17 protein-coding genes are annotated in these 21,146 nt (G+C 50.1%); 16 read left to right on the forward strand and 1 reads right to left on the reverse strand.

From position 1 onward, the window contains the following. Positions 1 to 284: 284 nt before the first annotated feature. The 3 genes from K331_RS0126300 (at position 285) to K331_RS32895 (ending at position 3,015) form a co-directional block, all read left to right on the forward strand. Positions 285 to 1,466, forward strand: coding sequence for an NAD(P)/FAD-dependent oxidoreductase (locus tag K331_RS0126300; RefSeq protein WP_028592603.1), 1,182 nt, complete (start codon positions 285 to 287; stop codon positions 1,464 to 1,466). A gap of 122 nt (positions 1,467 to 1,588) precedes the next feature. Further along, the gene (locus K331_RS32890; RefSeq protein ID WP_226383701.1) at positions 1,589 to 2,518 is read left to right on the forward strand and encodes a DEAD/DEAH box helicase; all 930 of its coding nucleotides are present in this window, start codon (positions 1,589 to 1,591) and stop codon (positions 2,516 to 2,518) included. Then, a complete protein-coding gene (locus tag K331_RS32895; protein ID WP_226383702.1) occupies positions 2,515 to 3,015 on the forward strand; it encodes a hypothetical protein in 501 nt (166 codons plus the stop codon). The genes K331_RS32890 and K331_RS32895 overlap by 4 nt, the downstream gene beginning before the upstream one ends. A 61-nt stretch (positions 3,016 to 3,076) precedes the next feature. Here K331_RS32895 and K331_RS32395 read toward each other — a convergent pair whose 3' ends face one another. Continuing rightward, positions 3,077 to 3,406 (reverse strand): hypothetical protein, encoded by a 330-nt coding sequence (locus tag K331_RS32395; RefSeq protein ID WP_169718399.1) that lies wholly within the window; start codon positions 3,404 to 3,406, stop codon positions 3,077 to 3,079. On the opposite strand from K331_RS32395, the gene K331_RS32900 reads away from it, so the two are divergent. The 13 genes from K331_RS32900 to K331_RS0126375 all read left to right on the forward strand — a co-directional run bounded on the left by K331_RS32900 (position 3,315) and on the right by K331_RS0126375 (position 20,939). Beyond that, entirely contained in the window at positions 3,315 to 3,644 is a 330-nt protein-coding gene (locus K331_RS32900; RefSeq protein WP_226383703.1) for a RusA family crossover junction endodeoxyribonuclease, read from the forward strand. The two genes, K331_RS32395 and K331_RS32900, sit on opposite strands and share 92 nt — an antisense overlap. A gap of 1 nt (position 3,645) precedes the next feature. Continuing rightward, on the forward strand, positions 3,646 to 3,870 hold the full coding sequence (locus K331_RS0126315; RefSeq protein ID WP_028592604.1) for a hypothetical protein: 225 nt from the start codon (positions 3,646 to 3,648) through the stop codon (positions 3,868 to 3,870). Beyond that, complete coding sequence (locus tag K331_RS0126320) at positions 3,867 to 4,610, forward strand: hypothetical protein (RefSeq protein ID WP_028592605.1); 744 nt, start codon at positions 3,867 to 3,869, stop codon at positions 4,608 to 4,610. Before K331_RS0126315 ends, K331_RS0126320 begins: the two co-directional genes overlap by 4 nt. Continuing rightward, positions 4,577 to 5,185 (forward strand): ECF-type sigma factor, encoded by a 609-nt coding sequence (locus K331_RS0126325; RefSeq protein WP_028592606.1) that lies wholly within the window; start codon positions 4,577 to 4,579, stop codon positions 5,183 to 5,185. Before K331_RS0126320 ends, K331_RS0126325 begins: the two co-directional genes overlap by 34 nt. Positions 5,186 to 5,471: 286 nt before the next feature. Beyond that, on the forward strand, positions 5,472 to 6,104 hold the full coding sequence (locus K331_RS0126330; RefSeq protein ID WP_028592607.1) for a copper amine oxidase N-terminal domain-containing protein: 633 nt from the start codon (positions 5,472 to 5,474) through the stop codon (positions 6,102 to 6,104). 748 nt (positions 6,105 to 6,852) lie between these two features. Continuing rightward, on the forward strand, positions 6,853 to 7,548 hold the full coding sequence (locus tag K331_RS0126340) for a DUF4274 domain-containing protein (protein ID WP_028592608.1): 696 nt from the start codon (positions 6,853 to 6,855) through the stop codon (positions 7,546 to 7,548). A 581-nt stretch (positions 7,549 to 8,129) separates the two neighbouring features. Continuing rightward, a complete protein-coding gene (gene hutP, locus K331_RS0126345) occupies positions 8,130 to 8,597 on the forward strand; it encodes a hut operon transcriptional regulator HutP (protein WP_084165596.1) in 468 nt (155 codons plus the stop codon). Positions 8,598 to 8,888: 291 nt separating this feature from the next. Next, entirely contained in the window at positions 8,889 to 10,430 is a 1,542-nt protein-coding gene (gene hutH / locus K331_RS30665) for a histidine ammonia-lyase (RefSeq protein WP_036635977.1), read from the forward strand. A 105-nt stretch (positions 10,431 to 10,535) separates the two neighbouring features. Then, the gene (gene hutU / locus K331_RS0126355; RefSeq protein WP_051290058.1) at positions 10,536 to 12,212 is read left to right on the forward strand and encodes a urocanate hydratase; all 1,677 of its coding nucleotides are present in this window, start codon (positions 10,536 to 10,538) and stop codon (positions 12,210 to 12,212) included. A gap of 17 nt (positions 12,213 to 12,229) precedes the next feature. Further along, positions 12,230 to 13,543 (forward strand): imidazolonepropionase, encoded by a 1,314-nt coding sequence (hutI, locus tag K331_RS0126360; RefSeq protein ID WP_028592611.1) that lies wholly within the window; start codon positions 12,230 to 12,232, stop codon positions 13,541 to 13,543. A gap of 124 nt (positions 13,544 to 13,667) precedes the next feature. Next, on the forward strand, positions 13,668 to 15,176 hold the full coding sequence (locus K331_RS0126365; protein WP_226383704.1) for an allantoate amidohydrolase: 1,509 nt from the start codon (positions 13,668 to 13,670) through the stop codon (positions 15,174 to 15,176). 4 nt (positions 15,177 to 15,180) lie between these two features. Then, positions 15,181 to 16,506 (forward strand): amidohydrolase family protein, encoded by a 1,326-nt coding sequence (locus K331_RS0126370; protein WP_028592613.1) that lies wholly within the window; start codon positions 15,181 to 15,183, stop codon positions 16,504 to 16,506. A 332-nt stretch (positions 16,507 to 16,838) separates the two neighbouring features. Continuing rightward, positions 16,839 to 20,939, forward strand: coding sequence for an S-layer homology domain-containing protein (locus tag K331_RS0126375; RefSeq protein ID WP_028592614.1), 4,101 nt, complete (start codon positions 16,839 to 16,841; stop codon positions 20,937 to 20,939). Positions 20,940 to 21,146: the final 207 nt, after the last annotated feature.

The following is a 21,146-nucleotide window of genomic DNA, read 5'->3' on the forward strand; positions in this document are numbered from 1 at the left end:
GGGCTCCCCGCTTGCAGCGGCTCTACACTATCTTTGCTTCTGTCAAGGCATTAATTCCCACGCTCTCAAGGTGGAGCAGTTGCAGTAGATTGATAGCTATGCATGAAACAGCCGGGAACAGCTCCGCGAAGTAGGAGCTATTCCCGGCTGTTGTTGTTGATACACGTCTGTTCATTCATAACGAATGATCGCGGAACAAACGAAAGCTCTAAGCAGAGCTATGTGATTCCAAGAGACATTATGCGCTATAATACATGCATGGATTGTGAGAAAGGAATGTATGCATGAAGAAGATCATTGTCATCGGTGCGGGTATTCTGGGGGCCTCAACAGCCTATCAGCTTGCAAAATCGGGAGGAGAGGTCCTGATCGTGGATCGTAAGGACCCTGGACAGGCTACGGATGCGGCAGCAGGCATCCTATGTCCGTGGATATCGCAGCGACGTAACCAGGCTTGGTACAAGCTGGCCAAGGAGGGGGCACGCTTTTATCCTCAACTGATCGCAGAGCTTACCCATGAAGGGGAGTCAGATACGGGCTATGCTCAAGTAGGGGCACTTAGCATTCACTACGATGAGGATAAGCTTGCGAAGCTGGAGGAGCGCGCACAGCAGAGGAGGGCTGATGCACCTGAGATGGGGGAGATTACCAGACTATCGCAGTCGGAGACGCGGGATGCTTTTCCACTGCTGGCTGAAGAATATCACTCTGTTCTCATTAGTGGGGCGGCACGTGTCGACGGTCGTGCACTGCGAGATGCCTTGCTTCGTTCCGCTCATCGCCATGGGGCACGGCTCGTGCAAGGGAGTGCCGAGCTACAGTATCAGGGAGATTGTGTAACTGGAGTTGTCGTCAGGGATGTAACTGGGCACGCCAACAATCCGGACAATAGTAGAGAAGATGAGACGGTCATTACATATGCAGCAGATGAGGTTGTCGTGTGTGCGGGAGCGTGGGCTAGTCAGCTGCTGGAGCCACTGGGACTAGACTTCCAGGTGCATTACCAGAAGGCGCAGATCCTACATCTGCAGACGACGAACATTGGCGATACGGGTAGCTGGCCTGTAGTCATACCGCCTTCGGATCAATATCTGCTGACATTCGATCAGCAACGGGTCGTGATGGGAGCAACACACGAAAATGATATTGAAGGCTATGATACCAGCGTGACTGCTGGCGGAATGCAGGAGGTGCTGAATAAAGGCTTGGCCGTGGCCCCTGGTCTTGCTGATAGTACGCTGCTGGAAGTAAGGGTGGGATTCCGTCCATTCACGCCTGGCTTTCTGCCTGTGCTTGGAGCGGTTCCCGGCTGGAAGGGCCTGTTTGCAGCAAATGGACTTGGAGCCTCCGGCTTGACAGTAGGACCTTATGTGGGAAATCAATTGGCGAAGCTGGTGCTCGGTATGGAAACGGATATTGATCTTCAGCATTACGATCTGCAGCAGGCCATGAGTATACGGGATTAAGTCTGTTAGCCATAAGTTAAATCTTCATGGATGAGAGGGACTGGGGACGGATTGGGGACAAAATTTTTCTAGTTTGTCCGCTGCGTCTTCAGCCAGTTTTTTTGTTATGTGAGAATAGATGTTTGCAGTTGTTTGGAAATCAGCGTGTCCGTGTCGTTCTTGAATCACCTTTAGACTTACCCAAGGCAACCGGATTAAAAACCGCAACCGAGAAGGCTGAACAGACAAGTCTTGGCACTTGGTATCGGGTAGTGGTCGGTAGTGTCCAGACGATGATGCGAGATAAGCGGCTGCAGCAGTTCGCGGCTAATCACTTCGATACGATCATCATTGACGAGGCTCACCACTGTATATCGGATAGCTATCAGCGGGTGCTGCGACATTTTGACGGTGCGAATGTGTTGGGAGTGACGGCCACGCCAGATCGTGGCGACATGCGGAACCTGGGCAGCTACTTCGATAGCTTAGCATATGAGTACACGTTGCCCAAAGCCATTAAAGCGGGTTATCTGAGCCCAATCACGGCAATGACCATACCTCTGAAGCTAGACCTGTCGACAGTCGGGCAGCAGGCCGGGGACTTTAAGTCACAGGACCTGGGCACTGCATTGGATCCATACTTGGAGTCCATTGCTGCTGAAATGTGGAAGGCTGCGAAGGACCGGAAGATTGTCGTATTCCTGCCGCTGGTCAAGACGTCGCAAAAATTTACTTCTATATTAAGTGAAATAGGCTTCAAGGCTGCTGAGGTTAACGGGGAGTCACAGAACCAATCAGAGATATTAGAGGACTTTGATAGCGGTAAATATAACGTCCTTTGCAATTCCATGCTTCTGACGGAAGGCTGGGATTGTCCTAGCGTGGATTGTGTTGTGGTGCTGCGGCCGACGAAGGTCCGTAGCTTGTATAGCCAGATGGTCGGGCGTGGTACCCGGCTATTCCCAGGCAAGATGAGCTCCTGCTACTGGACTTCCTTTGGCATACAGAACGGCATGAATTGTGTCATCCGGCTCACCTTATCGCAGAGAATGAAGAGATTGCCAAGGCCATGACTAAGCAGATTGAAGAGGCAGGTATTGCCCTTGATCTGGAACAGGTCGAGAAGACGGCAGCTGAGGACGTCATTGCCCAACGTGAGGAAGCACTAGCGAAGCAGCTCGAAGAGATGAAGCGCCGTAAGCGTGCACTGGTGGACCCGCTGCAATTCGAAATGAGTATTCAGGCTGAGGACCTTGCTGGATACGTTCCTTCATTTGGCTGGGAAATGGCCCCGCCGTCAGATAAACAGGTTAAGACTCTGGAGAAGCTGGGAATCTTGCCAGAATCCATAGACAATGCAGGCAAGGCAACGAAACTGCTGGAGCGTTTGGACAAGCGACGCGAAGAAGGACTGACCACTCCAAAGCAGATTCGCTTCTTGGAGCAGCGCGGCTTCGAGCATGTAGGTACATGGGAGTTTGAATCGGCCAAGAAGATGATTGACCGCATTGCCGGCAATGGATGGCGGGTACCGGATGGTGTTGATCCTAAGACTTATCGTGGGAAATAAGCTGAAAGGAATTGAAAGAGAAAATCAATCCAATAGCAAGAACTATTGGATTGAAAGAATGTTATGACAAAAAATCTGCCTCAGTGATATCAAATGGTACTGGGAGGTCGAAAGTGATGTCCCATTTTTTGCAAGCACCTAATAAGCAAGCCTTTGCTCCAACTATTACTTTTCTATCATCATCACTTAATTTCAAGCAAACTTCAACTTTTGTACCGTTATTAACCTTACCGCTGACACACGCATCTCTCGCGTCTGCTTTCAGTGTTATGCTGCCTATTTTTACACCTGAAAAATAAATGCTGCAGTTGATATTAACAGGATTAACATCTCCAGTGAGTTTGAAATTAATAGGATCTAAATTATATTCTGCTGTCCATGTTATTACCATCTGTTCAGGTTTCAATTGGGTATTTGTAAAATGGCTGTTCCCGATCAAAGAGGGAAGCAAGTATTACGACGGAGAGTGGAAAATCACGAAGCCGGATACGCACAACATGAATAAGCTGCCGTTCGATATCATGACCGAACTTGGTTATTGGACTGATGATGCCATTGTTGCAAGTGAGATCATAGAAAAGTTTTGGGCTGACGTTCCTGGGATCTATATCAAGATTGAGGAGCTGTAGTATGGACTACAAAGCATTCTTCTGGGGCATGTTTCTGTGGACGCAGGCCGTGAATGAGAATGCGAAGAAGTACGGCATGCAGGCACCTGAGTTTTGGCAATGGGTTGCTGATTCCTGTGGAGCGATCTTCCGGAAGTACGAGGATAACCGACTGGCTGTCAAACAGATGGTCATGCTTGTGGAGTGGCTTGAAGAAGTTTACGAGAAGCAGGTGAGAGGATCGTGAAATATAGCATTCCGAAACGCGAGAATGAGCTGCGTGCTTCTGGACCTTCGCCCGTCATTGTGACACAGCTGACGCCTGAAGAGCTTGCGGAAGTCAGACGGAAGTACCCAGCAAACAATAAGGACAAAAGCTTTCAGAAGCCAATTGAGATAAAACCGAGACCTAAGGGGGAAGAGGATATGCCAAGAGGACGTAAAAAGGCAGAGAGTACACTGCCACTTCGTGAGAAAGCAGTTACTGAACAGAAGTCTGTGAGCCAAGAGCTATTGGATAAAGCGATTGAAGAGATTGAGCGTTTGATGGCACAGCTTCAAACAGCTGACACCGAGATTAAGAGGCTGACAATGGCAGTCATTGAGACTGAGAACGAACGTGATAGTTTCAGGACTGAACTTGCAGAAGCGCGTGAGGCACGACTTGAATATAAACGTATGTTCGAGGGAAGTTACGAGTTGGGACAGAATCAGATAGCCAAAATCTCTGAACATCTGAACCGAATCAAAGACTTGGAGGCTGAGCGCGACGGGTTAATCACTGAGGTTAACCAGCTGACTGATCGTGTCATGGAGCTTGAGGAAGACGTCTACCGGGCAGACGTTGCTACTCGCCCAACGGCTGAGTCGAACGTGGAATTGCTGAACAGCGCCATTGCCGACCTGACTCGTGTGCGCCGTATCGTGCAATCCTGGCGGCGGGGGAATAGCCTATGGGTGGCGTGCATAATACAATTGAGCAGCTAAGTCAGTACCGCCGTAAGCAGGCACGTATCAAGGTACTGAGCATCTACAGTGTGGGATCAGGCATTACAGTGAGTCGTCTTAACGAGGATGATCAGCTGCAGGAGTTGCACAAGCGTCTTAGTGGACAGGCCAGCTACATGTATCTATCCAAACACGAACAGGAGCTTGAGCAGGTAGCGACGACTTACATGACACGATATCTGGCAGGGATCAAGTCGCAGCAGAGGGCTGTAAGGCGGATTACCCCAGTTGGTGAAGAGGATAGCCAATTGATTACGGAGCTCTATACCAAGATCAGCAAAGTGGTAGAAGCGCGTGTTGGACAGCGTAGTGACATAGACGAGATCATTGACAGGCTGACCGAGCTGCAGGACCTGCAGGCAGATATCCAGAGGCTGGACTTCATACTGGATAAGCTTGGAGAATATAAGCCCTATGCTGCAACATTGCTGAGATGGGCGTATGTCGAGGGCATGGAGCTGAAGGAACTCACAGAAAAATTAGAGCTTTCTGAGAGTACCGTAAGGCGTAGAATCCGCGTAGCAGAAGGGGAATACGCGATGTTGGCACGATAATGATATAAGATTGACACGAAATTGATTCTAAATTGACTGGAAAATGACAAACATACGTTCCTGTTTTCCCTGTCAACCCATGATAAAATGATATTGTGAGAAAGTTGTAAGAGGCAGTCGTCAATAGACCAAACGTGCTGTTAGGCGGCTACCTCTTTACGTAGCTCAATTGGCAGAGCGTGCTGGGCCCTGTAAAACAGATAGCAGAGATTCAGGTTATTTTATTTGCAGGAAGATTATCCCTCATATAGAATATAATCAATACTTGTTAAGGGGGAGATCTGAGATGAAGAAAATATCATTTGTAACGCTTATTGTAATAATGGTGTTTGCCGTAATGCCTGTGTCGGCATCTGCATTTATGGGGAAAAGAGATGTTGTGGTAGACGGTTTCGCTTTATCTGGAGGGGCAATTAATAAGAATAGTACTACTTTTGTCCCGTTTCGAGAATTATTTACTGAATTAGGGCTAACAGTAGGGTATGATTCGAAGAACAAAAAAGTAACAGGCACTAAGGGGGGACTTCATGTAACTTTCACTATAGGGAGCAAAAAAACAAACATAAACGGAGTAGATAAAATACTTCAAGTTGCACCATTCAGTTCAAACGGAAAGGTTTATGTACCCTTACGTGTCGTATCAGAAGCGACAGACAGTACAGTTGTATATCTAAAGGACATAGACGTTGTGCTGGTAAACAGCCCATCTTTTGAGGGGACGAACTTTAGCTCTCCAAGAGGATCGTTAGTGATCACCAAAGAAGGGGAATTAGCTAAAACTAATTATTTAGTGCTGATAGATTTTCTCAGTTTCTCAAAGGAAGAAGAGATAGTTTTTGAAAAAGATATCTCAAATGGGAATGCCAGTGACTATAAAGTAACATTGACACCAGACGCGGTATTTGAATTAGCGGATTAAAGAGGTGCTATGAGAGTCAAAGATAAAGACAGAAAATGATCTAAATTCAAGCCACTCAATTGAGTGGCTCTTTATATTCTCTAGAAAGGAGCTGACCGAAATGGCGTTGACAGCCAAACAGAAGCTCCTTTCTAGAGAATACCTGGTTGACCTGAACGCCACGCAAACAGTAACTCAGTCATAGCCGATAACTCTTTCGGGTGTTAGAGCGGATACGCCTTTATCTTACTGGCCTAAACAGCTATGATTAGGATGTTACACAAAGATATTCGTGGAGGGCGTGTTATGAATGAGTTTGAGAAAAAGTTACACTGGCTGTTGCTCATGATGTGAAGAGACCAGCCACCATTACGGTTGTAACACCTTGTGCGGAGTACATATTGCTAATTGAGTAGGTAAAGAAGATTGGGGGCGAATTGGGGTCAAAAGTTACTTCCGACTACTAAAATGGACGCACTTCTGCTCGTGATCTGTTAACGAGGACCCTTATTTATCAAGGGTCCTCGTTTGTACTACGATTAAATTTAGACATTAAATCAATTGGCGAAGCTGGTGCTCGGTATGGAAACGGATATTGATCTTCAGCATTACGATCTGCAGCAGGCCATCAATAAGCAACAATAAGCTCAACTATAAGGGAAGCGTGCTGGCTCCTAGCTTCTGTGTGCTAATTCTGCATAATGAATTCAAGAATCTATCCAGTAAAGTTATACGGGGAACAGTGCCGATGGAGGGAGCTAAAGCTGGTATGAACTGGTTGGACATTAGCAAAGCAAAGGATGTAGAGCAGGTTCGCGCGGCCGTAACCAGGCTCGATGTGAATGAAGTAGATGAACAGGGACGGACACCGTTGATTCTGTTCATGACCTATCGAATGCCAATTGAAGGCGTTCGTTGTCTGCTGGAGCGTGGACCAGATCTGGAGAAGGAGGACAGGCTTGGGAAGACGGCCCTCAAGAAGGCAGTAAAGTTCAAGCAAATCGAGGCTGTTAAGCTGCTAGTGGAGAGCGGAGCACGACTGGACTCACCGCAAGGGATTCTGGGCACCGCTTGGCAGGAGGCTAGAGGGAACCCGAAGATCGCAGATCTGTTGCTGGATACGCCAGGAGCTGTGCGATTGACGTTAACGGATGAAGAACAAGAGCAGCTTGATGCTATCCTATATGAGGAATCGACGGATGTGGTCATCTCGCGGATTCGCCAGCTGGACTCGGATGTGCTACTGCACGCGGTCGTGAACGACTATAACTGGGATGATGGCCCAGAGCCGATGCAGGCTGTCTTTGAGCATCCCGCCTGTGCAGAGATTACGATGCTCGATATGTATGAGTTGATGGAGGCAGATTACTGGTTGTCTTTGGAGCCAGAGGAAGTCAATCAACGAATGGATGGAGCGGCGTACACCAAGCTGGCGCTGTCGATTAAGGAGAAATGCTCACTTTGATAGTGACAATATTTACATATGGAAGAGGAGAGCCGGAATAAGGTTCTCTTTATTTGTTTATAGACGCATACGGATAGACGCCAATATTTCATTTCAATACTTATATCCACATTACAGGTAGTGAAAAATTCACAATAGAAAAATCAAATATTGTGTTATCTTGTACATTCACACCAATTCCATATTATCTGCTCTCTAGCCATATACTTTCGTCACAAAGGGAATATCAACCCAAAAGAATTTTCTGGATTTTTTATCCAGGAGACAAGAGCAAAGAGCAGAGTAGTTAGTGTAAGTATCGGTTTTTTTGGTAAATATACCTTACATAAGGATTGACCCCCATATATAATGCGAAGTATAGTGATATCAAGTGAGCACGGTATAGTGATTAGTGAGCAGAATGTGTCCAGAATATCGGGAACGGAGTTCCTGAATTTGTGACGCATTTTTTTTGTAGAGGAAAGAGGATTGCGGCTTTCCGTAAAGCTGACCCGAAGATCCAAGATCCAATGCTCCTTGGGGAAATAAGTATGGTGTAGTCGCCATTTGCTGTACATATTCATAACATGCTATTGAAGGGGATGACAATGATGTCTGAATCTCCGAGCTCTTTGCCGATTGGAAAGCTGTCCATTTTGCTGGCGGTGCTTCAAGGCCATTCATGGAAGGAAGAGATCGAGCAGCAGCTCACGGACCAAGGCTACAGGTATACGATTGGTCGTGTGGGTGCAATGGATATTACGAAGGTCGTGGTCGCGATGGAGACTGCGGCGAAGAACAATCGCATTATCGACAGTCAGTCCTACCGTGAGGTGCATGCGATGTATCATGCCATCATTGAAGCGATTCAGGGGCTTGGGCGCGGGGTGTTCCAATTTGGCGATATTCTGAGAACAGTGGGGTTGACCTTCGCAATTGTCCGGGGCAAGATGGAGGGTGCTGTTGCACATGAGGGTGAATGGATCGCTGTCAGTGTATATGGAACGATTGGTGCACCCAAAAAGGGATTTGAGCATGAAGCCATTGGCTTCGGCTTCAACCATATTTAGCAGGAGCTACTCTTAACAGTGAATTGGTCAAAACCCTAGTATGAAGTAGCATTCAATAGCACTCGTAGCACTCAGTAGCATTCAATAGCACTCAGTAGTACTTATTGGTGTTCTTTTAGTATCTATTCGTGGGGTTCGATCCGGATCGGTCGTTTAGTGATTAGTGTGTCTAGAAAAGCCGGTACCAAATGTTATTTGGTATGGGCTTTTTGTCGTACCCAATGGTTCTCACAGCTGCAAGGAGATCTTCACCCTGAGGTCTTAATACATGACAGGAAAGCAGGTGCCTGGATGCAGTCAACCGTAGACAAGACTGTCGTATTGGATGGTCAATCTTTAACCTTGGAGCAATTGGTACAGGTGGCTCGTTACGGGGCCAAAATTCAGCCCTCGGAGGGCAGTCTAGGCAGGGTAAGACATGCCCGTGATTATGTGGAGAAGCTTCTGCGTGAAAGGAAGGTTGTCTATGGGCTGACCACTGGCTTTGGTAAATTCAGTGACACGTACATTGAAGGCAGCGATGTGCAGCAGCTTCAGCTTAATCTAATTCGCAGCCATGCTTGTGGGCTGGGAGAGCCCTTCTCTAGCGATACTGTGAGAGCCATGCTACTTCTGCGGATTAATGCACTGTTGCTTGGTTATTCAGGGATCCGGGCGGAGGTCGTGGGGCAAATGGTCGACATGCTTAATTATGGTGTCACTCCCGTCGTTCCACAGCAAGGCTCGCTGGGAGCAAGTGGTGACCTGGCACCGTTAGCGCATATGGCACTGGTACTGATCGGCGAGGGCGAAGCGTATTATGAAGGACAGCGTATGCCAGGTGCTCAGGCACTGGCGTTGGCAGGACTGCCTCCCGTCGTACTGGAGGCCAAGGAAGGTCTGGCCTTGATTAATGGCACGCAGGCAATGACAGCAGTGGGTGCGCTCGCATGCTATGATGCGTGGAATTTGGCTCGTTGGTCCGATTGTACACTGGCTTTGACGGCAGAGGCGCTTCGTGGGGTGAAGGATGCTTTTGACCCGCTCACGCATAGACTCAGACCTCAGCCCGGTCAAGGTTATGCTGCGGATAATTTCAGGGCACTAACACGAAGCAGCAGACTGTTGTCCACCCAAGGCGAGCTTCGTGTGCAGGATGCGTACTCCATTCGCTGTGCACCGCAGGTCCATGGCGCTAGTCGAGACGGCCTCGCGTACATTCAGGCGAAGCTTGATATCGAGATCAATGCGGTCACGGACAATCCTCTAATTTTCCCGGAGCAGGACCGAGTTATCTCGGGCGGTAATTTTCACGGGCAACCGATTGCACTAGCTATGGATCATCTGTCGATCTGTTCATCGGAGCTGACGAATATAGCAGAGCGTCGAATCGAAAGATTAGTGAATCCGCAGCTGAATGAGGGGTTGCCGCCATTTCTGACTGAGCAGGGTGGGGTACAGTCAGGGTTCATGATCGCGCAATACGCTGCTGCAGCCCTCGTATCCGAGAATAAGTCGCTTGCTCATCCGGCCAGTGTCGATTCGATTCCTTCGTCCGCCAACCAGGAGGATCATGTCAGCATGGGGACGATTGGTGCTCGCAAGGCCAGACAGATCATTGATAATGCTTATTCGGTGCTGGCTATTGAGCTGATGTGTGCAGCACAGGCAGCGGATTACCGGGGACCGGAGCAGCTGGGGGCAGGAACGAGGTGGGTATACGAGCAATGTCGGCAGCGGGTGTCTTTTGTTCAAGAGGATCGCGTATTGTCCACGGACTTTCGTACATTGGCGGAATGGATGAAGGCTACGAACATACAGGCTGCATTAGCGGAGATCATCTTCATGCATTAACAACATGCATTAATTCCACACATGAAAACCCCGTCTTATGACCACGAAACCCTTAAGCAACCTCCAATGTGTCCGAACTTTATTAGGAGAAGGGAAGGATTGTTAATGAAGGAGAATGACTGCAAATCAAGTGAAGCGGAACGAAAGATCACAGCACCGCGTGGAACAGCCTTGCATACCAAGGGCTGGGTACAGGAGGCTGCCCTTCGTATGCTCATGAATAATCTGGACCCGGAAGTGGCGGAGGCTCCTAGCCAGTTAGTGGTCTATGGTGGGATTGGAAGGGCCGCACGTAACTGGGACAGCTTCGATGCCATCGTTCGTTCACTGAAGGCTCTGGAGGAGAATGAGACACTGCTCATCCAGTCCGGTAAGCCCGTGGCTGTATTCCGCACACACAAGGATGCCCCACGTGTGCTGCTCGCGAACTCCAATCTGGTACCGGCTTGGGCGAATTGGGAGCATTTCCACGAGCTGGACCGCAAGGGACTGATCATGTATGGGCAGATGACGGCGGGAAGCTGGATTTATATCGGTAGTCAGGGGATTGTGCAGGGTACCTATGAGACCTTTGCGGAATGCGGACGACAGCACTTCGGCGGCAGCCTGAAGGGGACCATTACCGTTACGGGTGGTATGGGCGGCATGGGGGGAGCTCAGCCGCTGGCGGTCACGATGAATAGCGGCGTCATGATTGGCGTGGATGTGGATGTCAGCCACATAGAGAAAAGGATCAATACCCGCTACTGCGATGTCATGACCGATCGTCTGGATGAAGCGATTGAGCTGGCTCAGGCTGCGAAGGCTGAAGGTCGCGCATTGTCCATTGGGCTCGTAGGCAATTCAGCAGAAATATTGCCGCTCATGCTGGCACGCGGATTCATCCCTGACATCATTACAGACCAGACCTCGGCCCATGATCCGCTTAACGGATACTTGCCGAAGGGCTACACACTGGAGGAGGGGCTGAAGCTGCGAGCGGAAGATCCTGCTCATTATATGAAGCTGGCTCGGCAGAGCATGGCTGAGCACGTATCGGCGATGCTGGAAATGCAACGACAGGGAGCCATTGCCTTTGATTACGGCAACAATATTCGCCAGGTCGCCTATGACGAAGGTGTCGCGGATGCTTTTGCTTTTCCAGGCTTCGTACCAGCCTATATCCGGCCCCTGTTTTGTGAAGGAAAGGGACCATTTCGCTGGGTGGCTCTGTCTGGTGACCCGGAGGATATTCGGAAGACAGATCAGGTCATTCTGGAGAACTTTGCGGAGGATGAGCATTTATGCAACTGGATCAGACTGGCAGGTGAGAAAATCGCGTTTCAGGGATTACCCTCTCGCATTTGCTGGCTGGGTTATAGAGACAGAGCTAGATTCGGTCGCATCATCAATGAGATGGTAGCTTCTGGAGAGCTGTCAGCTCCCATCGTCATTGGTCGTGACCATCTGGATGCTGGCTCGGTAGCGTCGCCCAATCGGGAGACGGAGGCGATGCGTGATGGTAGTGACGCTGTCGCAGATTGGCCGATACTGAACGCCCTGCTCAATACGGCGGCTGGAGCCAGTTGGGTATCTCTGCACCATGGTGGTGGCGTGGGGATGGGATATTCCATCCATGCCGGAATGGTTGTAGTTGCGGATGGAAGTAAAGAGGCCGGCGAGCGGCTAGAGCGCGTATTGACGACTGATCCAGGAATGGGTGTCGTCCGACATGCTGATGCAGGATACCCGTTAGCGGTGGAGACGGCACGAGACTATGGCATACATATGCCAATGCTGTAGGAAAAGGGGGCGATACCTTGTTATATATCCGACATGCAAAGCAGATCGTGACCGTTAGCGGGAGCAATGCAGCACCAAGAGTGGGAGCTGAAATGAGTCATTTGAACATTATCGAGTGTGGCGGTGTTGTGCTGGAAGGAGAGCGTATTGCTTTTGTAGGGCCGCATGCCAAGGCCGAAGCCTATGTGCGGAGTCTTGAGTTCGATAGACGGCAAGCGCTGCAAATTATTGATGCGACAGGACAAACGATCATTCCGGGCCTCGTAGACCCGCATACACATCTGGTATTCGCTGGAACCCGTGAGTTTGAGCTAGGACTGCGTTTACAGGGAGCCACTTACATGGATATTTTGAACGCGGGCGGTGGCATCCTCCGCACAACAGAGCAGACGCGACAAGCGACAGAGCAGGAATTGAAGGAAGCAGCTCTGATGCGGCTGAACCGGTTTCTTGAGTATGGGGTGACAACAGTGGAGGCAAAGAGTGGCTATGGCCTCTGTACAGCAGATGAATTGAAGCAGCTACGAGTGGCGCGTGCATTGCATGCTGAGCATCCGATCGAACTGGTGCCTACGTTTATGGGGGCACATGCTGTTCCAACAGAATACAAGGCATCACCCGAGAGCTATGTACAATTGCTGATTGAGGAGATGATTCCTGCGGTAGCAGAGCAGAAGCTGGCGGAATACTGTGACGTGTTCTGCGAGAAAGGCGTATTTACGCCCGAGCAATCGAGTGCTATTTTGCTGGCTGGACTACGATACGGACTGAAGCCGAAAATTCATGCTGACGAAATTGTGAATACTGGCGGGGCCGAGCTGGCAGCTGAGGTAGGAGCGGTCTCGGCGGAGCATCTGCTGTGTGCATCTTCTCACGGCATCGAGGCCCTGGCCGCTGCTGGGGTTATCGCCGTGCTGCTGCCAGGGACAGCGTTCTACCTGATGGCCCGTCCGGCAGACGCTCGGGGAATGATCGACCGTGGTGTGCCTGTAGCCTTGTCCACGGACTGCAATCCGGGCTCCAGTCCTACGATGTCGTTGCCATTAATCATGAATCTGGCCTGTCTCACGATGAAGATGACACCAGCAGAGGCCTTAACGGCATGTACCATTAATGCAGCGCATGCGATTGGTCGAGCAGATCGGATCGGAAGCATTGAGGCTGGCAAGCAGGCAGACCTCGTTCTCCTTGATGCCCCAAGCTATACCTTTATGACATATCATTACGGCGTTAATCTGACCAGCACGGTCATCAAGAAGGGAAAGCCTGTCGTGCTAGGAGGCAAGCGGATTCGAAGCAAGATGATAGTCAGTGAAGAAGGCTGGGTTTAGTAGGGAAATATATGAGGCTAGAAGCGGTCCAGAAGCAGTGTAGTAGCCGTTTGGAAGCCGTTTGAACAGGAATAGGCTCAAGACCTTAATGGGGAAATAACCGTTATAAGGAGCACGATACGATATGCGCGATAATAATAACGATATGCAAGATAGCAAAAGACATTATAAAAATTCACGAGATAGACATGTGCGAAATAGACATATACAAGGTAGTGAGATACATGATAACAGCGTACATGATAACGATGTACAAAATGACAACGTACAAGATGACTGTTATGAGGCTCAATATGTTCAAGATAACCGCATTCAAGATAATCGCATTGAAGATAACACGATCGAATCAGCACAGCATAGTGAAGGGCATTCATCGCCTATCACGGTGAACGCGGCCCGTCTGCAGCATAGTATTGAGACACTGGGAAAGATCGGCCAGAATGCCGTGGGAGGCTTGGACCGAACGACCTTCACGCCAGCAGAGCTTGAGGCACGAGCCTGGCTCATCAACGAGCTGGAGCGACTTGGGTTGGACGTATCACTTGATTCAGCTGCGAATATTTGGGCCAGACGGCAAGGTAGTGAAAGAGAGCTCCCGCCGATCGTATTCGGCTCGCATATCGACACGGTCCCGAGTGGTGGACGCTATGACGGCGCACTGGGTGTACTGCTATCACTGGAGATCATGAAGGTGCTGATGGAGAGAGGAATCAAGACGAGGCATTCGCTGGAGCTGGTATCTTTTAGTGCAGAGGAACCCAATCCCTTCGGTCTGTCCACCTTCGGTAGTCGATCTGTAGCAGGCAAGTTAGGGAGTGCGGATCTTGAGGGCGTACAAAACGAGGAAGGAGTGCTGCTCGTAGATGCTTTGCGTCTAGCGGGTGGGGACCCGGATCGCTTTGAGGCATGTCGCCGTAGTACGAATGATATGGCCGCATTTCTGGAGGTACATATCGAACAGGGCAAACGTCTGCAGGCTCGTAACATTCCCGTAGGTATCGTTACGTCCATTACAGGAATTTACCGGGAGGAAGTGGTTGTCCTTGGGGAGGCCAATCATGCTGGGACTACGCTGATGTCTGATCGCATGGATGCCCTGATGGGGGCATCCGAGTTAATGCTCGCCTTTGAAGCGGAATGCAGAATGCATCCCGAGGAAGAGACGGTAGGGACGATCGGAAGAATCCATAATGAACCGAATGCTGCCAATATTATTCCGGGCAAGGTGAGCTTCCATATGGAGATACGGGGGCGAAGTCGAGTACATATTCAGCAAGTACTGGACGCCTGGGAGCTTCATGCAAGCCGAATTTGCCTAGAACGGGGATTGCATCTCACGCGACGCCTTCTGCTTGATCAGTCTCCTGTGGCTATGGATGATACGGTTATTGCCTTGTGCAGAAGGGAAGCTGAGGGCTTGGGCTATTCACATACGCTGCTAGGGAGTATGGCAGGTCACGATGCAGCGCATATGGCCGCACTGACCAGGGCGGGCATGCTATTCGTGCCAAGTCTGGGCGGCAAAAGTCACTGTCCCGAGGAAGAGAGCCTTATTGAGGATATTGAGAAGGTCGGAAATGTCCTCCTGCACACCATATTATCCTTGGATCAGCAAGAAAACGAAGGGGAGTGAGAACATGGCTAAGCTCTATACAGCAGATGTCATGTATGTGGAGGAGAGCTTTAAGCCCAACTACGGGCTGGTGGAGGAGCATGGGCGTATTGTAGCGATTGGACCTGTAGTACAACTTCGTCAGAAATATCCTCAAGCCGAGGAGATCTTCTGGGCAGGGCATGCGATTGCTCCGGGCACTGTCAATGCGCACAATCACTCCTTTCAGAGTCTGCTAAGGGGAATTGCCGTAGATCGACCGTTCCTGGAGTGGAGGGAGCAGGCGCTTTATAAATATACTCCGCTGCTGGATGAGGAGGCTATTTACACTGGGGCACTGCTGGCTTTTGGCGAGATGGCCCGTTATGGAGTAACTACGGTGAGCGACTTCTTCTATATACATAACGGAGGAACTACTTTTGACGAGGCAGTCATTCGGGCGGCTCAGGATGTGGGCATCCGACTTGTGTTGGCCCGGACCATGTATGACTGGAGCGGAGCGCCAGTAGCCTATCGGGAGACGGTGACCGAGGCCGTGGAGCGCACGCATGCCCTTGCGGTCAAGTATCAGGGGAATGATATGGTCACCGTACATCCAGCACCGCACAGTCCGCATGCAGCCTCGCCAGACATGATCAAGGCCGGACATCGTCTGGCAGTAGAGCTGGATACCCCTTTTCATATCCATGTAGCCGAGGAGATGTTCGAGGTCCATGATACGCTTAGGGATTACGGACTTCGTCCGCTTCACTATCTGGATTCTCTTGGAGTGGTGGATGAACGAATGATTGCGATCCATCTAGTCTGGCTGGAGCAGTCGGAGATTGAGTTGATAGGCAGCAGAGGAGGCTCACTCGCCTATTGTCCTTCAAGCAACATGTTTCTGGCGGACGGTGTGACTCGTATTCCGGAGCTGATGAAGGCTGGGGTCAAGATAACGCTGGGTTCGGATGGGGGCTGCAGTAACAATCGAATCAGTGTGTTTGAGGAAATGCGGATGTGTGCTCTTCTGCAAAAGGTGAACCGCCTGGATGGAACATGTATTACAGCGAAGGATGTATACCGTATGGGGACGGCCCGTGCAGGAGAAATCCTGCGCCTGCCGATTGGGAGCTTGCAGACAGGAATGGCTGCAGATTTTGTCGCACTGAATGTGCACGATCTATCCCTGACGCCCAAGACGGAGCTGTTCGCCAACATGGTGTACGCGATGCAGCCAGGTGCGATTACCCATGTAGTCACGAATGGCAAGCTCATTGTAGACGAGGGACTGCTTGTGAACATTGCAGAGCGTCAGATTGTCAGCCGTGTGGATGAGTTGTTCGAGAGGCTGGCAGGGTATGTCCATTGACCAGACTGAGCCGACAGATGTACAGTTGCAGCTCTTATAGCCGTTTCTTGTTAATACTAGTAACTACAATAGCTATAACTAGTGGTTTTTAAATCGCAAGACATGCTTCAGATGCCTTGTTTCACCCTTACAATCTCGTGAACTCGTTGAAAGATGAACTGTTCCTTTGTGCCTCCATCTCACCTGTCTACCTTGCATGTTTGTTCAGAATTGGTTCAGTGGGGTGTGATACGGTAGACCTATATCTTTTGCACATTCAAGAACGAAGCTAAGTGAGTGGCTGAGCCTTGAATGAAACAAACAATGAGAAGAGCGAGATGGGAGTCTACAGCATGAATAACGTAAAAATGACAGCTGCGCAGGTTGCTGCAGTGCTATTGTTGCTTGCACCTGCATTGCAGCCTGCAGCAGTGGGCGCAAGCGGGGCAACAATATCTGCCGTATCCTCTGGAGCGAGTATAGGGGCTGTATTCACAGATGCAGCAGATCTAACCGAGCAACAGCGGCAAATGATCAGCCGGGCTATGGAAATGGGGGTCATTCAAGGTAATACAGATGGTACCTTCCGTCCTGCAGCGGAGCTTACCCGCCAAGAGCTGGCAGTATTGCTGGTGAAAGCCCTAGAGCTGCCTCTGCCAGAGAGTTCCCGCTCATCATTTAAGGATGTCCCTGCAGGGGGCTGGAGCAGCCCCTATATTGAAGCTGCCAAGAGCGCTGGCTGGGTCCAAGGAACTGGTGGAAATACGTTCAACCCCAAGCAGAAGGTTACAGCACAAGAGCTCATCGCTGTACTTGTTCGTGCTACAGGTGTACAGGGAGCGGCAGAAGAGGTTGATCAGGCTGCCGCAGAGGGTTCATTTCCAGACGAGTGGGCTGGAGGAAGTGATTGGGCAGAGCCGTTGCTACGAGTCGCCTATGAGGCAAATCTGCTGAGTGACTATTCAGGAAGCCTATCACCAGCCGCACCCGTCAACCGCGCAGATGCAGCGGGGATGCTGGTATCTGCTTTCTTCCCGCAGCAACGGGCATCTCTCCTGAAGGATGTTCAAGAGGGCTCCGCGATCATCAATGGTGTACGCTACCAGATTGGTACAGAGCTTCAGGGAATTCTGAATTCAGACAATAGTACGGTGCTGCATAATGCTAAAGTGGAGTTCCATGCCACCGGTCGCACACTTGATCAGCTTCTCGCATTGGAGATTGTTTCGGGAGGACTCCCAGCGAACACAGGTGCAAAGGAATTTAGCGGTAATGTGACGCTTAACGGTCAGGGAGCTTCCTTGGAAGGTAATCTGACTATAGCCGGGGATTTTTTATCTGTAGTCGATCTGAAGGTGAATGGAGACCTGACCATTGACCCGAATGTTCAGCATGATTTTTATGCAGAGTCACTGCAAGTGAAGGGTCAGACGTTCGTACAAGGTGGAGACCGTGATACGGTCGTATTCCAGCAATCGAGCTTGAATGAAGTCTCCGTTACCAAGAAGGACGTGCATGTCGTTGCTTCAGGAAATACTACGATATCCAGTATGACGTTAGAATCTTCGTCAGCTATAGACATAGATAACGGGGCTACTTTAACTCGTCTTGTGCTGACCGACGGAGCCTCTGCAGTTGAATTGAATGGAAGCGTTGGCACAGTGCTGACTACCAATTCAGAGCCTGTCAAAGTAACCGGAGATGCCACGATCCAAAAGCTTATCATTGATGGAGCAGGGGCCGTGGATGTCGATACGACAGGTACAATTGCGGTGCTTGAGGTCAATCAGACCGGGGAGAACGTAAAACTGGGTGAGAATGTCAAGGTAGGACAAGTTGCTGCTAACGCCAACGTGTCTGAGCGTGTCGTTGGTGCGGCAAGTCAAACAACAGCGACCACTACAGCAGGCTCAACAGATACTACATCAAGTTCCTCCAATCGGGCCCCGGTCTTGAAGCATGCCATTCCAGATTTACTCTTGACGGGCAACGGACAGGACTATGTTGTCAACTTGTCTGATTACATTCATGATCCTGATGGAGATACTCTGACCTATGCAGCGGTCTCCTTGAGAGCGAGTGTTGCGAGACCAACCGTCAGGGATGGGAAGCTGTACCTCACGTCAGGTAATGGAGGCTCCTCTACCATCAGACTTACGGTCAGTGATCCCCGCGGCAAGAAGCTAACGGCTTCTTTTAATGTCATCGTAAATGCACCACCTGTGCCGACACCTATACCTGATCAGCAGCTGCGCGTCAATGAGCAGCCCGTAGAGCTGGATGTTAGTGCGTATTTCTCAGATCCTGAGCATGCAGCTTTGAAGTATACAATCGCTTCGACCGACAACAGTATTGTATCTGCGGTGATTACGGGAACGCAGCTCCGCCTGACTCCACGACAAGCAGGTCAAGTATCGATTACGGTCACTGCAGATGATGGACAGGTAGCGGCGGATGGTACAACTGGACAAGCTTCTGCAACTTTTGACGTACATGTAGAGGCAGCCGAGCTACCGGATAACAATCCACAACCCGAGCCACAGCCCGAACCACAACCACAACCTGAACCTGAGAACCATAGTCCGATTGTCCAGACTTTAATGCCGATCGTGCTTATGCCAGGAATACCAGGTCATGATCTGGATGTATCCCAGGTATTCTCCGACCCGGATGGAGATGTGCTCACCTATAGCGCTTGGAGCTCTGATCCCAATCTTGCCTTCGTGCAGCTCACTGGGAATCTGCTCCATGTGCAGGGAGTGGCTGCTGGTTCAGTGACCATAATCCTGCAGGCAGACGATTCTCGCGGAGGGGTGGCTCAAGCGATGCTGCCAGCAAGCATTCTCCCACTGCTGCCAATGAATCAGCAGCCAGTTGTCACGAATACGCCGAGCATGATGAATCTGATCGTAGGTCATCCACAGCAGGAGCTTAACCTGTCACAGATCTTCTCCGATCCGGACGGAGATGCGCTTACTTATGAAGTTAGCGTCTCTGATGCTGATATCGCAGAGGCGGTGGAACAAGCAGGCATACTGGGCATTCAGGGGCGGATGCCAGGGAGTGCATCCATTTCCATTATCGCCAAGGATGGAAGAGGGGGGCTTGTCAGTACACAACTGAACCTGAGCGTCCTGTCTGCAGCTTCCATAGGTTCAATCCCGGAGCAAAGACTGGAATTGGGAGCACAGCCTTGGGGACTTGATCTTTCGCCATTTTTGTCGAATTTTGATGAGTCCACGCTGTCTGTCACTGCAGCCACTTACGATTCATCGATAGCAGATGTAAGTGTGAATGGAGCACTGTTATCACTAATCCCTTATAATATCGGGGCAACAACAGTGACTATGAGTGTATATGATGGCTATGGTCGCTCACAGTCGGCTCAATTCCCGGTATTGGTATCACTTCCAGCTGTAAATAATCGTGCACCGCAGGTGGTAGCGTCTATTAGTTCTCAGATCCTGACGCCAGGGATCACCAATCCAAGGAACTATGATGTAAGCCAGCTGTTTGCGGACGAGGATGGGGATGTGCTTCAATTCACGGTCGTCTCTAGCTTGGCACAGGCAGTTCGGGTGCAGGTAACAGGCAATATCCTGACCTTAGAGCCAGGTATCTTAAATGGTACAGCAACGATTACGGTTACGGCGGACGATGGCAAAGGAGGCACGAATACGTATAGCTTCGAGGCCTCGAATGCACAGCTCGTGAATGCTGGATTGACCCTAGTCGACGTAAAGTACGGTCTGTCTTACAAAACGATTGATCTGAATATGTATTTCCCAGGAGAATCCTCGTTCAAGGTCTATAAAGGAACAGCGGATTCCACCTTCATCGGTCCGACAGGGCTGAGCAGCACAGAGATCAAGCTCTCAGCAGATATGCTCTATACTTGGGTCGTTGGTGCGGATGGCAGAGCAGTGGTGTTCATGGCAAGACAGGCAGCACAGCAGCCCGTCGGCTTGTATTTCTCACAATATCTGGACGGTGGAGATGGTCGACAAGCCATTGAGCTGTATTATAATGGAGACGGCACGGGGGAGCGGGCTACAGGCTATACGCTGGAGATTCATCGCTTCATGAAGCAGACACAGAGCATGAACGTAGTAGCTATGCCACTTAACGCTCCGTACCCTAACATGCCATTTATCATTATCGGAGATATCTTCTACGATGCCATGGATATTATGAATATATGGTACTACAACGAGGAGGCTGTATTGCACCGTCCTACAGACTTTAATCTGGTAGCCCTGGTACTGAAGAAAAACGGGGTCGTGGTGGATGTCCTGGGAAATCCAGCTGCCTCGCAGAGCCAGCTATTAGCTAATGGAGGAACGATTGTGCGTAAGAGCGGTATTTCCTATGGCTCATCTGAATTCAGCCTGGCGGACGAATGGAATGTCTTCCCTAAGGGGACATATCAATATTTTGGGACACATACTCCGTAAGTCACAACACAGTGCCTCTGGCAGATTCGTGAACTAATCCTGCCAGAGACGCTTCGTGGTCTGTGTTGATCAGGTAGAGAGTGCCTTTTCCCAGTAGATGGCGGCTCTCTAGCATGCTGCGCTCGACTATGCTAAGATGTGCTTAGCTCATGGTGAATTCTTCTTGTATGAATGAGGTGTGAGAACTTTCATTCTACATGAATTCAT

Source organism: Paenibacillus massiliensis subsp. panacisoli DSM 21345 (assembly GCF_000426545.1).
GTDB lineage: Bacteria > Bacillota > Bacilli > Paenibacillales > Paenibacillaceae > Paenibacillus > Paenibacillus panacisoli.

Bases quoted from the DNA above. Each gene is read 5' to 3' on its own strand.
- K331_RS0126300 (WP_028592603.1), top strand. From the start codon at position 285: ATGAAGAAGATCATTGTCATCGGTGCGGGTATTCTGGGGGCCTCAACA.
- K331_RS32895 (WP_226383702.1), top strand. From the start codon at position 2,515: ATGACTAAGCAGATTGAAGAGGCAGGTATTGCCCTTGATCTGGAACAG.
- K331_RS32900 (WP_226383703.1), top strand. From the start codon at position 3,315: ATGCTGCAGTTGATATTAACAGGATTAACATCTCCAGTGAGTTTGAAA.
- K331_RS32395 (WP_169718399.1), bottom strand. From the start codon at position 3,406: ATGGTAATAACATGGACAGCAGAATATAATTTAGATCCTATTAATTTC.
- K331_RS0126315 (WP_028592604.1), top strand. From the start codon at position 3,646: ATGGACTACAAAGCATTCTTCTGGGGCATGTTTCTGTGGACGCAGGCC.
- K331_RS0126325 (WP_028592606.1), top strand. From the start codon at position 4,577: ATGGGTGGCGTGCATAATACAATTGAGCAGCTAAGTCAGTACCGCCGT.
- K331_RS0126330 (WP_028592607.1), top strand. From the start codon at position 5,472: ATGAAGAAAATATCATTTGTAACGCTTATTGTAATAATGGTGTTTGCC.
- K331_RS0126340 (WP_028592608.1), top strand. From the start codon at position 6,853: ATGAACTGGTTGGACATTAGCAAAGCAAAGGATGTAGAGCAGGTTCGC.
- hutP (WP_084165596.1), top strand. From the start codon at position 8,130: ATGACAATGATGTCTGAATCTCCGAGCTCTTTGCCGATTGGAAAGCTG.
- hutH (WP_036635977.1), top strand. From the start codon at position 8,889: ATGCAGTCAACCGTAGACAAGACTGTCGTATTGGATGGTCAATCTTTA.
- hutU (WP_051290058.1), top strand. From the start codon at position 10,536: ATGAAGGAGAATGACTGCAAATCAAGTGAAGCGGAACGAAAGATCACA.
- K331_RS0126365 (WP_226383704.1), top strand. From the start codon at position 13,668: ATGCGCGATAATAATAACGATATGCAAGATAGCAAAAGACATTATAAA.
- K331_RS0126370 (WP_028592613.1), top strand. From the start codon at position 15,181: ATGGCTAAGCTCTATACAGCAGATGTCATGTATGTGGAGGAGAGCTTT.
- K331_RS0126375 (WP_028592614.1), top strand. From the start codon at position 16,839: ATGAATAACGTAAAAATGACAGCTGCGCAGGTTGCTGCAGTGCTATTG.